Origin of the sequence: Burkholderia perseverans (assembly GCF_022870505.1) — a bacterium.
In the GTDB taxonomy this organism is placed as follows: Bacteria; Pseudomonadota; Gammaproteobacteria; order Burkholderiales; family Burkholderiaceae; genus Burkholderia; species Burkholderia plantarii.
Genome location: NZ_CP045093.1, coordinates 1,410,521 through 1,424,035 on the forward strand (window position 1 = coordinate 1,410,521; position 13,515 = coordinate 1,424,035).

Annotated in this window: 11 protein-coding genes and 1 pseudogene; 4 read left to right on the top strand and 8 right to left on the bottom strand. The window is 68.8% G+C overall.

What is annotated here, in order from left to right; translation table 11 throughout:
- Window positions 1-4: 4 nt before the first annotated feature.
- The 3 genes from BpN12_RS05940 to BpN12_RS05950 are packed head-to-tail and all read right to left on the bottom strand — an operon-like array spanning window position 5 to window position 3,064.
- Entirely contained in the window at window positions 5-889 is an 885-nt protein-coding gene (locus BpN12_RS05940; protein WP_246794356.1) for a TauD/TfdA family dioxygenase, read from the bottom strand.
- Window positions 861-2,453 (bottom strand): AMP-binding protein, encoded by a 1,593-nt coding sequence (locus BpN12_RS05945; protein WP_246794357.1) that lies wholly within the window; start codon window positions 2,451-2,453, stop codon window positions 861-863. Before BpN12_RS05945 ends, BpN12_RS05940 begins: the two co-directional genes overlap by 29 nt.
- Window positions 2,450-3,064 (bottom strand): thermostable hemolysin, encoded by a 615-nt coding sequence (locus tag BpN12_RS05950; protein ID WP_246794358.1) that lies wholly within the window; start codon window positions 3,062-3,064, stop codon window positions 2,450-2,452. Before BpN12_RS05950 ends, BpN12_RS05945 begins: the two co-directional genes overlap by 4 nt.
- Window positions 3,065-3,286: 222 nt before the next feature.
- On the opposite strand from BpN12_RS05950, the gene BpN12_RS05955 reads away from it, so the two are divergent.
- Both BpN12_RS05955 and BpN12_RS05960 read left to right on the top strand, forming a co-directional pair.
- Window positions 3,287-3,742: a hypothetical protein gene (locus BpN12_RS05955; protein WP_246794359.1), complete on the top strand. Its 456-nt coding sequence runs from the start codon at window positions 3,287-3,289 to the stop codon at window positions 3,740-3,742.
- Between the two features lie 64 nt (window positions 3,743-3,806).
- Complete coding sequence (locus BpN12_RS05960) at window positions 3,807-5,030, top strand: cyanate transporter (protein ID WP_246794360.1); 1,224 nt, start codon at window positions 3,807-3,809, stop codon at window positions 5,028-5,030.
- Here the strand turns inward: BpN12_RS05960 and BpN12_RS05965 are convergent.
- A complete protein-coding gene (locus BpN12_RS05965; RefSeq protein ID WP_246794361.1) occupies window positions 5,027-5,944 on the bottom strand; it encodes a LysR family transcriptional regulator in 918 nt (305 codons plus the stop codon). The genes BpN12_RS05960 and BpN12_RS05965 overlap by 4 nt on opposite strands.
- Window positions 5,945-6,352: 408 nt before the next feature.
- Between BpN12_RS05965 and BpN12_RS05970 the strand changes: the two are divergent.
- Both BpN12_RS05970 and BpN12_RS05975 read left to right on the top strand, forming a co-directional pair.
- Window positions 6,353-6,610, top strand: a pseudogene (locus BpN12_RS05970) (hypothetical protein); the annotation flags it as partial.
- A 563-nt stretch (window positions 6,611-7,173) separates the two neighbouring features.
- Entirely contained in the window at window positions 7,174-8,583 is a 1,410-nt protein-coding gene (locus tag BpN12_RS05975; protein ID WP_246794362.1) for an LLM class flavin-dependent oxidoreductase, read from the top strand.
- A gap of 94 nt (window positions 8,584-8,677) precedes the next feature.
- On the opposite strand, the gene BpN12_RS05980 is transcribed toward BpN12_RS05975, so the two are convergent.
- From BpN12_RS05980 to BpN12_RS05995, 4 genes are all read right to left on the bottom strand, one after another.
- The gene (locus BpN12_RS05980) at window positions 8,678-8,866 is read right to left on the bottom strand and encodes a hypothetical protein (protein ID WP_198253897.1); all 189 of its coding nucleotides are present in this window, start codon (window positions 8,864-8,866) and stop codon (window positions 8,678-8,680) included.
- A gap of 221 nt (window positions 8,867-9,087) precedes the next feature.
- Window positions 9,088-10,659: a histidine-type phosphatase gene (locus BpN12_RS05985; RefSeq protein WP_425306303.1), complete on the bottom strand. Its 1,572-nt coding sequence runs from the start codon at window positions 10,657-10,659 to the stop codon at window positions 9,088-9,090.
- A gap of 90 nt (window positions 10,660-10,749) precedes the next feature.
- Window positions 10,750-10,947: a hypothetical protein gene (locus BpN12_RS05990; protein WP_246794364.1), complete on the bottom strand. Its 198-nt coding sequence runs from the start codon at window positions 10,945-10,947 to the stop codon at window positions 10,750-10,752.
- A 136-nt stretch (window positions 10,948-11,083) separates the two neighbouring features.
- Window positions 11,084-13,318, bottom strand: coding sequence for an FUSC family protein (locus tag BpN12_RS05995; RefSeq protein WP_246794365.1), 2,235 nt, complete (start codon window positions 13,316-13,318; stop codon window positions 11,084-11,086).
- Window positions 13,319-13,515: the final 197 nt, after the last annotated feature.

A 13,515-nucleotide genomic window follows, 5' to 3' on the forward strand; every position in this document is an offset into this window, starting at 1 on the left:
CTCCTCACAGGTAGCTGAGCGCGTTGAAGATGGTGCGCCGGGTATCGACGATCGCGCGCCGGCCGTGCATCACGCGCCGGTTGTCGATCATCACGAAGTCGTTGTCGTCCCATTCGATCGGGATGGTGACGGCGTCGGTCACGCGGATCACCTCGTCCATCATCGCGGCGGGGATCGGCTCGCCGCTGGCCGCCACCGTGATGCGCGGCTTCTCGTAGTTGTACGAAGGACCGAGGATGCTGTTGGCGAAGGCCGGCTGGCGGCCGACGGCGGAGACCAGCACGGCCGACACCGTGAAGTCGTAGCCGATCGATTCGTCGTCCGGGTGATAGGTGATGCGCGTGTTGGGATCGTCGCCGACGATGCGCGACAGATGCTCGACGCTGACCTGGGCCGGATCGTCGAGATCGGGCGTGTAGTGCAGCACCAGCCGCTTCCACTTGTCGGCCTGCACGTTGCGCGAGTAGCGGATCTCGTGGTTCAGGAAGAACTCGCGGGTGGGCGCCGAGAGCCGTTCGAGCACGGCCACGCCGTCGCAGGCGGTGGTCTGCGAGCCGCGGCGCGGCGCCTCCTTGCAGTAGAACCAAGTCAGGTCCGGCCAGAACGGCGAGTTGCCGTTCTCGCAATGCAGGCCCACCGCGTCGGTGCCGGCGTCCACCAGCTGGGCGGCGCCGCCTTCCATCGCGCGCGCCGGGTCGAGGCTCAGCCGCGAGCTGTGGCGCTTGACGAAATCGCAGAACGCCTCGACCGACTGCGCGCCCTCGCGGAACAGCACGATGCCGGTTTCGGCCAGTTCGGTCAGCAGGTCCCCGGTGCGCAGCGCGGGCATGTCGGCGGCGGACAGATGCTTGATGGTGGTCTCAGACGGCAACGAGACGGCCTTGCTCATGATGATGGTTCTCCTCGGAACGGGAAGGGGTGCCGCGGCGGGCCGCGTAGGCCTGGGCGATGTCGTGGCGCTGCGGGCGGCCGGTGACGGTGTAGAGGCTGCCGAGCAACGCGCTGCCGCGCGGCAGCAGCCACAGCCGGGCGGGGCGCTCGATGTCGGAGAGGTGGTCGGCCATCCAGCCCAGCCACGGCGCGGCGTCGCTGGCCGGCGCGGTGTGCAGCAGGGCGACCAGCCCGTCCTCCTCGTCGAGGAACACCACCGCGTCGTGGATGCCGTCGAGCTGGCGCAGCGCCAGCTCGACCTGCTCGGGGCTCACGTTGCGGCCGTTCGGCAGGCACAGCACGTTCTTCTTGCGGCCGTTGATGAACAGGTAGCCGTCGCTGTCGAGCGCGCCGAGATCGCCGGTGTCGAGCCAGCCGTCGTCGGTATGCGCGCAGGCGCTCGGATCCTCGCCCGAGTAGTGGCTGAACAGCGACGCGCTGCGGATCTGCACGCCGCCGTCGCCGCCGATGCGCACCTCGACGTGCGGCAGCGGGCGGCCGACGCTGCCGTGGCGGTTGCTCGCGCGCGTGTTGACGCTGACCACCGAGGCGTTCTCGCTGAGGCCATAGCCCTGGAAGATCTCGACGCCGTGCCCGGCGGCCAGCCGCGCCAGCACCTCGGCGCTCACGGCCGCGCCGCCGCAGGTGATGTGCGGCGCGTCGGCGCCGCCGAGATAGGCGGCGAGTTCGGCGTCGCCGTGCTCGAGCCGGGCCAGCAGGCGGTTGACGATCATCGGCGGCACCGTGCTGGCGCCGGGGCGCACGCGGCTCAGCCAGTCGATCATGCTGTCGGCGCTGCCGCCTGGCTCGCCCAGCAGCGGCACGCTGTCGGGCAGGAAGTGGACCGCGCCGCCCGACAGCAGCGGCAGATACACGGCGGTGACCTGTTCCAGCAGCAGGCTCAGCGGCACCAGCGACAGATAGCGGTGATGGCAGCCGGGCGGCAGCGCATCGCGCAGCCCCAGCAGCGTCGCGGCGATCGCGCGCTCGTGCAGGCAGACGCCCTTGGGGCGGCTGGTGGTGCCGGAGGTATGGATGATCTTGCAGATCCAGTCCGCGTCGGGCGCTGCGCGTGGCGCCGTGGGGGCCGCGCCGCGCGACGGCGCCAGCTGGTCCACCCGCAGCTTGCGCGAGTCCGCCGTGCGCAGGCCCCAGCGCCGTTCGAGCGTGGTTTCGCCGGACTCGTCGAGCAGGAAGAAATCGCACTTGGCGGCCAGGTGTTCGGCCTGCGCGCGCGTGAAGGCCTGCGGCAGCGGCAGGCTCGTGAGATTGGCGAACAGGCAGGCCAGGTCGGCGATCACCCAGTCGCTGCTGTTGCGGATCACGATGCCGACCACCGGCCGCGTCGCGGCGCTCGCCGGCAGCACCTGCGCGAGCAGCCGCGCGGCCAGCGTGTAGGCGGCGTCGGCCAGCTCGCGGCAGGTCAGGCGCCGCCGCACGCCGCCGTCGGCGTCGTGGTCGACGCAGGCGAGCCGCTCCGGGTCGCCCAGCAGCTGCCGGTGCAGTTGGTGGCTCAGGCTCACGACACGGTCTCCAGCTGGTCGGCCTGGCTGCGGCTGATGAAGTCCATCGAGGTGGTCATGTGGCGCAGCAGGGCGCGATGATCGGCAACGTGGATCAGGCCGGTGACGGGGCGGTTCGCGTAGTAGCTGCCCCAGGCGTGTTCGGCGCCGGCCACGCGGGCGGGATCGGCTTCGCAGATCGGCTCGAACTGGATGTCGTAGTTCTTCAGCAGGCCGGCGACCTTGGTGGTGACGGTGCAGAGCAGCGCCCGCGCGCCCATGCACCAGGCCAGCAACGGCACCAGCTTGATGACGCTGGCCGACGCGCTGATGTCGTTCGAGATCAGGTTGCCGATTTCCGCGATTTCGCTGCGGAAATACTCGACGCGCCAGGCATCGTGAATGACGGATTCAATCGGCTTTTCCAGATATTGTTCGGAAAACAGCGGCGTCGGCCCGGCAAACGTGATGCCGGCGCACGCGAGAATCCGTTGCGCATCGTCGATCGCAACGACGAAATTTTCAGGATTGGGTTCGACCTGCGCTTCGTAGGCGATACGGTACTTTTTCTTCACTGCATCGGCTGCAATCGTCCATAAGGCCGTCCCCTGCTTTGCCACTCGGATCTTCATCACATCTCCCGTGAGTTTGCTGAAAATCGACGGGGGCCATGATGAACCGGCGGCCAAATTCCTGTGGCGCATTAATTCGATTTTTGTATTTGAATTTTAAAATTATTTTTCCCATATTTTGCGCAATTCGTGGCTAACGAAATGGGTGGAATTACCGGAATGGAAAATGCCGCGTAATGAATGGGGCGATTTAACCGCCGGATCTCGCGATGGCGCCGTGGATTGTTTCGTGAAAAGGAGCTGAGGCAAGGCCGGATCGGCAATTCATGGCGAATCGCGGAGGACGGTCCGGTCTTTTCTGCCGGTTTGAAACATGCGAAATATGTCGATGCATGGCCAATTCGCGATGGCGGAATCGCGAATCAACGATTCAGCGCTTCGATATTCGTATCGATCGAATGGCTTGCCGGCCACTGGCGCGGTTGGGTGAATGGCCGGCTCGATGGTTTCGTATCCTGGTCCCGTCGTGAAATATCAAACCTTGATAAAATCGACTCCGCTCCGGATATCCCGCTTCGTGTGCGTCAGGCAGCCCATCAGGCAGCCGATCCGCGCAGGCCCGGCAATATGTCGATCAGCCACGCCGCGAAAAATGAACAAGACGGTGAAAAATCACGCCGCCGCCGATTTCACGTTCGGGCGATTGCGAAAAAGCCGATCACGGGTATGAAATTTTGAATTGCTTTTCAGCGTCGAGGCGCGATCTAATGCGCAATCATTCCTCCAAGCAGAGAGCGAAAGCATGACGCAATCCTCCCGCACGACCCGCCGCGTGCCGCTGATCCTGGCGCTGGTGCTGGTCGGCCTGAACCTGCGACCGTCGATGGCCGCCATCGGTCCGCTGCTGACCTCGATCCGCAGCACCATCCCGCTCAGCTACACCGTGGTGTCGCTGCTGACCATGCTGCCGGTGCTGGCGATGGGCTTCGCGATGTTCCGCGGCGCCCGGCTGGCCGCGCGCTGGGGCGAGCACCGCGTGATCGCGGTCGCGCTGCTCGTGATCGGCCTCGCCAGCCTGGCCCGGCTCTATGCGTCGACCGCGCTCGACCTGATCCTGAGCGCCGTGGTGGCGGGCATGGGCATCGCCATCATCCAGTCGGTGATGCCGGGCATCATCAAGAGCCGCTTCCCGAACGCGGTCGCGCTGCTGATGGGCGTGTACGTCACCGCGATCATGGGCGGCGCGGCGCTGGCCGCCTCCACCTCGCCGTTCATCGGCGCCTGGCTGGGCGACTGGCAGCACGCGCTGGCGGCCTGGGCGGCGCTGGCCGCCGTGGCGCTGGCGGCGTGGTACGCGATCCGCGGCGACATCGTTTCTTTCGACGCGGTCGAAGCCGGCGCGGCGCTCCAGGAGGAATCGCTCGCGGCGCGCCCGCGGGCCTGGCTGCTCGGCATCTTCTTCGGGCTCGGCACGGCGTCCTACACCTGCGTGCTGGCCTGGCTGCCGCCCTTCTACGTCGAGCAGGGCTGGCCGGACACGCATGCCGGGCTGCTGCTCGCCTACCTGACCAGCATGGAAGTGGTGTCCGGGCTCGTGATGCCGGCGCTGGCCAGCCGCCATGCCGACCGCCGGCCGGTGCTGCTGCTGGTGCTGGCCTCGGTGATCGCCGGCTTCGTCGGCCTGATCCTCGCGCCGGTCGCCTATCCGGTGGTGTGGGCGGGGCTGCTCGGCATCGGCATCGGCGGGCTGTTCCCGCTCAGCCTGATCGTGGCGATGGACCACATGGACGCGCCGCGCCGCGCCGGCCAGCTCACCGCGTTCGTGCAGGGCGTGGGATACCTGATCGCGGCGCTGTCGCCGCTGATCGCCGGCTTCATCAAGGACGTCTCGTCGAGCTTCACCGAGGCGTGGCTGCTGCTGGCCGTGGTGTCGGCCGGCATGACGTTCATGGTGCAGCGCTTCCGGCCGGCCGACTATCCGCGCCATTTCGCGGTGCGCTCCGCGCCGGCCGCGGCCGAGCGCTAGACGGCGGCGCAGGCGCGGATCAGCTGCTGGCGCAGCCAGGTATTGGCCTGATGGTTCGCCAGCGCCGCGCTCCAGACCATCTCCAGCGTGAAGTCGGGCATGCCCTCGGGCACCGGACGCGCGCCGATGTTCGGATACTGGCGCCGGACCCGTTCGTGGACCCGCTGCGGCAGCATCAGCAGCAGGTCGGTGCCGGACAGCAGCTCGATGGCGGAAAAGTAGCTGTTGGCACGCGCTGAAATGGTGCGGTGGCGGCCCTGCGAGCGCAGCCAGTCGTCCACCATGTTGGCGTCGGAAATCCATGGTGTCGGGAATACGTGCCGCCGCGCCAGCATCTCGTCGAGCGGCAGCGGGCGCGCCTCGTCGGGGCCTTCCCGCACCACCAGCAGCCGGTCGCGAAGCAGCTGCCGGGTGGCGAGGCCCGGGTAGGGACGCCCCGGGCCGAACACGATCGCCAGATCGATCCTGCCTTCGAGCACGTCCGCGTAGGGCAGCTCCTTTTCCGGCTTCTTGATGTTGATCGAGACGTGATAGCCGGCCTCCAGGATGTTTTTCATCAGGGCCGGCATGATCAGGATTTCGAAATAATCGGGCGCATAGATCGTGAACGCGGCGCCGTTCTCGCTGGGATTGAAGACCGTCTCCTCCTGCACGCACTCGGCCATCTGGTTCAGGATGCTCTGGATCCGCGAGGTCAGCGCCTCGGCCTTCGGCGTCGGACTCATGCCGAAGCGGGAACTGACGAACAGCTCGTCGTGGAAGCAGCCGCGCAGGCGCTTCAGGCAATAGCTGATGGTCGACTGGCTGACGCTGAGCCGTTCCGCCACTTCGGTGGCGCTGCGGTGCTTGTAGATCAACTGGAAGATCATCAGATCCTGAAAGTCCAGCTTGCGGACGCGATTGTTGAGCAACATGGTTGGCCGATCCCTGATGGATATCCGTGTGACGGGGCGAACGACGATCGTTTTTCAAGCGGCACCGCCCACGCATGCCGGGAAGCGATCGGAACGAGCGGCGAGCCGGCCCGGCGGGGCCGCCTTGCGGCTGGATTTGCGGCTGGAAGCGCGGCAGTTTGGGGTGGACCCGTGCCGCGAGCGCGGATCGCGCCGGCACGGAAATCGCCGGGCGGCGCGATCCACGCGCGGGTCGCCGGCCGTGAAGCGCGGGCCGCGACCGGCTGGCGGCCTGCCTCAGCCGGGCCGGGGCGCGCGCGGGTTGCGGGCCGTCGCGCGGGCGTGCCCAAGCGTGCCGCGCGGGTGGAGAGCGAGGGGGCGGTCGGGACCGGAGGGGGCCGGCGCGAGGCCGCATGCACCGGAATGGAGCGGCGCGCGGCGCGGGGCCGCCGGCGCGTTTCCGCGATTGCGAAGCGCCTTGCCGAACCGGAAGGGGGCCGAGGCGAATGCCGTCGGGCCGTTGAACGCACGCATGCGTGGCTGCATCACTTCGGTCGCCTCCGTATCCATTTCGAGCGCCGTGCTGGCATCCATGGCGCAATCCTTATCCGGTTGCCTCCCGCCCGATCGGCCGGGATATCCGCCGGTCCGCGAAGCCGCCTTCGTGAGGCGGCTCCGGCGCGTTGACGACGAATGGCACTGTGTCGGAAGCGTGACCGTAATCCAAGGATCACACGCAGAATACAAGAAGTCGGTGCGTGAGCGTGCTATCGAAATGATCGCGCCGGATCCAGCCCGTCCGGCCCCCGAAACGTACCGCGCGGCGCATCGCGCGCGGGCGCGCCGCGCGCGACGATGCGGTTCCCGCACGGCCTTGCCGGACCTGCCCGGGCGGTGAGAAAAAGTGTGGGTTTGCTGAGGAATGTCGAGAAAGGCGGGGCGAGAACGACGCCTTGGCCGCCGCGCGCGCGTCGGCGTTTCGCGACACGCACGAATCGGTACCACGGCGGGGCGGATCCGCAATCGACGAAACCATGCAGGGAACGCGCCGGCAGTGCGTCGCGCGAGGGTATCCGCGCGCGCCGATAAGCATTCGCGCAACGCACTCATTACCTTTGCCGGAAACGTTATTGGAGGCGTGGCGACCGGTCCGATAGAGTCGACGGATCGTCCGGCGGATCGCGGGCAGCGGCCGCTCGCGATCCGCCGGTTCCGCCTCGCGCGGCACTTTCCGACCGGAGACATCGAGCATGAGCCAGCCCATCCGCTTCAACGCGTTCGAGATGAATTGCGTCGGACATCAGTCGCCGGGGCTCTGGTCGCATCCGCGCGACCGTTCGTGGCAGTACAAGGATCTCGAATACTGGACCGATCTCGCGAAGACGCTCGAGAAGGGGATCTTCGACGGCATCTTCATCGCCGACGTGATCGGCTATTACGACGTCTACCACGGCAGCAGCCACCATGCCCTGCATCAGGGCGTGCAGATTCCCGTCAACGATCCGCTGCAGCTCGCCGCGCCGATCGCGCTCGTCACCGAGCATCTCGGCATCGGCATCACCGCGTCGACCTCGTTCGAGCATCCCTATACGTTCGCGCGCCGGCTTTCCACCGCCGATCACCACACCAAGGGCCGGGTGGGCTGGAACATCGTCACGTCGTATCTGGAGAGCGGCGCGCGCAACGTCGGCCAGACCGGGCTCGCCGATCACACGAACCGCTACGAGATCGCGGCCGAGTACCTGGAGGTGCTGTACAAGCTGTTCGAGGGGAGCTGGGAGGACGGCGCCGTGCTGCGCGACCGCGAGCGCCGGATCTTCGCCGATCCCGCGAAGATCCACGAGATCCGCCACCACGGCAGGCACTTCGACGTGCCGGGCTATCACCTGTGCGAGCCGTCGCCGCAGCGCACGCCGGTGCTGTATCAGGCCGGCGCTTCCGGGGCGGGCAAGGCGTTCGCGGCGCAGCACGCGGAGTGCGTGTTCGTGGCCGCGCCCACGCGCGCCACGCTGCGCGACTACGTGGCCGACATCCGGCGGCGCGCGGCCGAGGCCGGACGCGATGCGGACAAACTGCTGATCTACACGCTGGTGACGATCGTGGTCGACGAAACCGACCAGAAGGCGCAGGCCAGGTTCGAGGACTACCAGCGCCATGTGTCCTACGACGGCTCGCTGGTGCTGATGTCGGGCTGGACCGGCATCGACTTCGGCCAGTACGCGCCGACCGATCTGGTGCGGCACGTCGAGACCAACGCGATCGTGTCGGCCGTCGAGCATCTGGCGGGCGGCGACAAGCGCTGGACCATCGACGAACTGGCGCGCTTCGGCGGCGTGGGCGGGCTGGGGCCGGTGTTCGTCGGCTCGCCGGCGACGGTCGCGGACATCCTGGAGGAATGGCGCGAACACACCGGCGTGGACGGCTTCAACCTCGCCTACGCGCTCGCGCACGAAACCTTCGAGAACGTGGTCGAGTACCTGGTGCCCGAGTTGCAGCGGCGCGGTGCGTATCCGACCGCCTATCGGCCCGGTACGCTGCGCGAGAAGCTGTTCGGCGAGGGGCCGCGGCTCGGCGAGGGGCATCCCGGCGCCGCGTACCGCGACCTGTCGCGCTTCGTGCAGGGCACCTCGGCGCCGGCGGGCGAAGTCACGGCCGCCTGAGGCGCGTCAGGCGGGTATCGGCGTGACGCGAAGCCGGAACGAAACAACCCGGCCCACGGTGACGGACCGTGGGCCGGGTTGTCTCCTGCTGCGCTCAGATACGACGATCGCGGCGCGCGGAGACGCGCACCGGACCACGCGCATAGCTCGTCGCGGCCTTCAGTTGCAGTTGCGACTGGAGCTCGAACAGAGCCCAGACGTCGCGCAGCATGGCGCCGATCTTCGACAGGAACGAGGTGGACGATTGACGCGAAGCAGCTTGGTTTTGGCGGAAATTCGACATGATCGTGTGCAGAAAGTGGATTAGGGTTGTTGCTTAGGTGTTAACCCTAATCTAGACCTCGGCTTGCCCAATGTCAAAGGATTTCGAGGGAAGCCGCGAGGCGACGATCTGATCGTTGCGAAAACGCCGCGATCGGTGCAGGAGACTGGCCGTTTTCCGTTGCGACCCTGGTGAAGAGCGGCGCACCCGGCCCCGTTCGACCAATTTCCGGCCCGGTCCGCTTAGCGATAGCCGTAAGCCGCCCGCAACCCGTCGTAATCGTAGAAATGGCTGCCCGGCGCGATCCGCGCGCCGTCGCAGGCGGCCGGGAAGTCGGTCTCGCGTTCGTTGTAAAGCATCCGGACGATCCGGTGCGTGCCGTTGCGGAACACGTCCCATTGCAGGTTGGCGGCCATCGGCGAGACGCGGCTGCCGCGCCACGGATTCGTGTCGTAGGCGTAGGTCCGTGCGGCGGGCTCGGGCACGAACACGCCTTCCAGCTGCAGCCGCGACGCGAACGCCATGATCTCCTCGCCGTGCGTGAAGCGCAGCGTCGCGGCGGGGCCGGACGCGCTCGCCTCGATTTGCGCGAAGAAATCGTCGAGCAGGATCGTCGCCACGCGGTAGGTGACCGGGTTGGCCTCGCGGATGCCGGGGCCGTTGCGATAGAAGTCGGCCGCGTCGCGCAGGTAGGCCAGATAGCGGGCATGCGGCGCGGCGAGGTAGGTCTCCATCGCCACGCCGTTGGTTTCGGCCGTCAGGGCGGGCGCGACCAGCAGCAGGTTGTAGAGCAGGTGGACGGCGTCGACGGCCGAGCGGAGCGTCGCCCGGCCGTCGCCCCGCACGGTGTTGCTGAAGCCGGTGCCGGGCGCCGTGAACGTGTGGGTGCCGAGGTTCGCGAACCGGTAGCCGTCGCCGCCGAGCTTCGCGGCGAAGCCGGGCGTGACGAGCCTGGCGAGCACCGCCCGCGCGACCTCGCTGGCCTCCGGCGAGGCGTGCAGCGCGGCCAGCTTCGCGCCGATCGCCGGATCGGCCGCGTGGGCCTGATACGCGAGGCTGTCCTGCCAGGTCGCGTAGCGCGGGTCATGCGGGTCCGTCACGAGATCGGTGTCGGCCTTCAACGCGTGGAAGTCGAGCAGGAAGCGGTCGGCGGTGGCGGGCGCGACCGACGCGGCGAGCGCGGGCCGCGCCGTGACCAGCGCGTCGGCGAAATGGCGCGCGCTGTCGACGGCGCGCCCTTTGCCGGAATGGAGCACCCGCACCGTGCGCGTGCCGTCGAACAGCGGCGACATGCGTTGCAGCAACCTCCCGGCCAGCCCCTGATGCTCGCGGATGCCGGCGCGGGTCAGGTTGCCGTAGCCGGGCTTCGCGACGCCGGCCATGTCGTGGCCGAGCAGCGCGTTGGTTCGCATCAGCGTGAGCGTATCGGCCTGCAGCTGCCGGCCGAGTTCGGTCAGCGCGCCGTCCGCCTCGGCCTTCATCAGCATCGCGTGGAGCGCGCCGTCGTACTTGAGGCTCGCGAGCCCGCGCGAGCCGTGTCGCGCGACCAGCTGCGTGCTGAGCGGTAGATAGCCGGACGGTATTGCTTCGTAGCGCGAAGCATCCTGTTGCGGCTGGTAAGGCGTTTTCGTCTGATAGAAGCCGTCGTCGGCGCGGTCGGCCGGGCGTTCGCGGGAGGGGGAGGTGAGGGAGGTGCGGGCAATCATGTCGGCGGCGGGCTGGCTAGCTGGCTGCTGCGAACCAGTCGTGCGCGAGCCGGCGGTGAAGGAATCGGGCCGCGCGCGAAGCGCGAGCCTTGCCGCCAAGTCTAGCAGTCCGACGCCGGCTGGTGGCGCGATGGCCGGCGTGCGGCTTGCACAATCTCAAAATGCGTGCGCGTCCCTGCTGGCGCGGCGCGCCGGACTTCAGCTGCCGAAGTAGATGTTGCAGAAGCTGACCGGGCCGACGCAGGCATCGGGGTTCTGCGCCGGTGCCTGGCGCGACGTTTGCGGGGCGTGGGCCTTCGGCGCCGGCTGGTCGGCGCCGCCGGTCGCGGCCTGTGCCTGGGCGATACAGGCGGTGGAAACGAGCAGGACGGCGAGCGCGAGTTGCAGCGATTTCATGTTGGGTTCTCCTGGGTGAGTGCCGTTGTTGTTGCAGCGGTGTCGTCACTATAGGAGCGCCCCTTCGATCGATTAAGCCATCGCGACGGATAGCATCTTTCCATTCCGCGAAGGGATCGAAACGTCGCCGGCCCGGTCAGCCGCCGTGGCGGCGGCGCCGCGCGCGCACGAACGGCGCGTCGCGATCGAGCAGCGCGCTGCGCACGAAATGCAGGCCGGCCAGCACGCGGCGCATCCGCTCGCGCGGCTCGGGCGCCGCCTCCCAGGCGGGCCGCGCGCGCTGGATCGCGCGGATCGCCAGCTCGACGGAACGTTGCGTGCGCAACAGCCTGGCCGGATCGACGGGATCGGGCGCCTCGAACAGCTCGGGCAGCAGGCGCAGCACGCGGCGCAGCGGCACCTGCCAGCGCGCCTCGCCCGCCGCGCGCGAGCGCGCGAACGGCTGCAGGTCGGCACGCAGGTCGATCACGGCGTGGCCGATCTCGAGCGTGACGAGCAGCCAGCGCAGCGCGATGCGGTGGCGCGCCGAGCGCTTCAGCAGCAGCTGGCGCAGGTGCGAGGTCAGTTCGTGCGCGCTGGACTGGAAGCGCGCGTGCAGCCCGTCGAGCGGCGCCTCGCAGGCCACCCGGATGCGCCCGCGCAAGTCGCGCTGGATGCGCTCGCTGAGCCACGGCATCTCGGTCGGGAAGATCACCGCGAACACCAGCGCGGCCGTGAGCATCGCCGCCACCACGGCGAGGCCGTTGTTGAGCAGCAGGTCCGGCGCATAGACGATCCGGTTGTCGGGGCCGGCCAGCAGGCAGAAGAACACGATGAAGCCGACGCCGTAGCCCGACAGCCGCGGCCGTGTGGTCACGAACACGCCGGCCGCGAGCAGCGGCGCGAGCGCCGCGCAGAGCAGCGTGAAGCCGTCGATGGCGGGATAGACGAAGCAGAGGTACAGATAGCCGGCCAGCGTCGCGAGCGCGGCGCCGGCGCCCATCTGCGCGACGAAGCGCGGCGCGCGCGGCGAGGTGGAACTGAGCGCGCAGGCGATCGCGGCGGCGATCGTGGCGAGGCCGCCGCTCGGCCAGGCGGTGGCGAGCCAGAACGCACTCACCGCGCCGATCACGACGAGGCTGCGCACGAACGTGAAGGCCACGAACACGCCGTTGGTGCGCACCTCGTAGCGCGGCGCGACCTTGTCGAGCGCGCCGGTGTCGTGCGCCAGCGACGCGTGGGTGCGCGCATAGCCGGCGAACTCGGCGGCGAAGCGCGTGAGCAGCTCGATCGCGGTGTCGAAGTCGAGCAGGTCGCCGGGCGCCTCGGCCTCGATGCGCCGGCGCGCGGCGCGTGCCGCGGCCGGCAGCGTCGCGAGCAGTGCTTGCAGACCGGCCAGCGCGTCGGCCGGGTCGCGCGCGTGGCGCCGGGCGCTCGGCATGGCGGCGTCCTGGTCCGCCCCGCCGTGCAGCCGGCCGAGCGTGGCCGCCAGCGAGCCGAATAGCGGCGCGAGCGCCGCCAGCACCGCTGACGCGCGCCGATGCACGAGCCGCTTGTGCAGCTGGCGCAGCGCATGCAGCCGCGTGCTGGCGCTGACGAATTCCTCGTTGAGCCGCGCCAGCCGCCGGCTGCGCGCGCGAATGCGTGGGTCCTCGAACGACGCGTAGGCGCGTATCGCGTCGAAGCCGACGATGTCGTCGATGAAGTCGGCGAAGCGCCGCTCGAACTCGCCGCGCGCGAGCCGGCCGTCGAGCGCGGCCACCGCGAACGCGCAGAACCGCAGGTGCCGCGCCTGCAGCGAACGCATCAGCGTGCGGCTCGAACTGAGCGGCAGCACCAGCGCGCTGACGGCGGCCGAGCAGACGATGCCGACGCCGACCTCGGCCGCGCGCGTGAGCGCCGAGATGAAGAGCGCGTTCGGCGTCTCGACGGCGGGGATGCCGATCAGCGCGGCCGTATAGCCGGCCAGCACGTAGCCGTACCAGCGGAAATGCCGGTTGCGCACCGCCGCCGCGATGCACGCGCCGATCCACAGCGTGATGCCGGCCATGTATAGCTCGGGCTGCTGCGCGAACAGCCCGCCGAGTGCGAGCGCGGCCACCAGCCCGACCGCCGTGCCGATCACGCGGTAGAAGCTCTTGGCGAACACCATCCCGCTCATCGGCTGCATCAGCACGAACACGGTGGTCATGGCGATGCGCGGCTGCGAGAGTTCGAGGCGCATCGCGATGCCCATCGCGAGCAGCGCGGCGCCCACCGTCTTCGCCAGATGCACCCACACCAGCGCGTCGGATCTCGCCCAGTCACGCAGCGCATGGCCGGCCGGCGCGAGCCGGCCTTGCCAGCGGCGGATTTCGGCGGCACTGCGAACGGACGCTGACGGAAGTTTCATCACGGAACACGCGGGGACGATGGCGGCACGAGGGATTCGGCACGAGCCGGCAGGCGCCGCGCCGCGATGCATGGCGACCCGATGCGGCGCAGATTGTAGGGGCGCGGCGCGCGTTCATTAACGCAAATGCGGGGAAACCAGAGTTGCCGCGCAGGTAACAATCGTGCAAGCGACGCGGAGGACAATGGCGCCTTCCT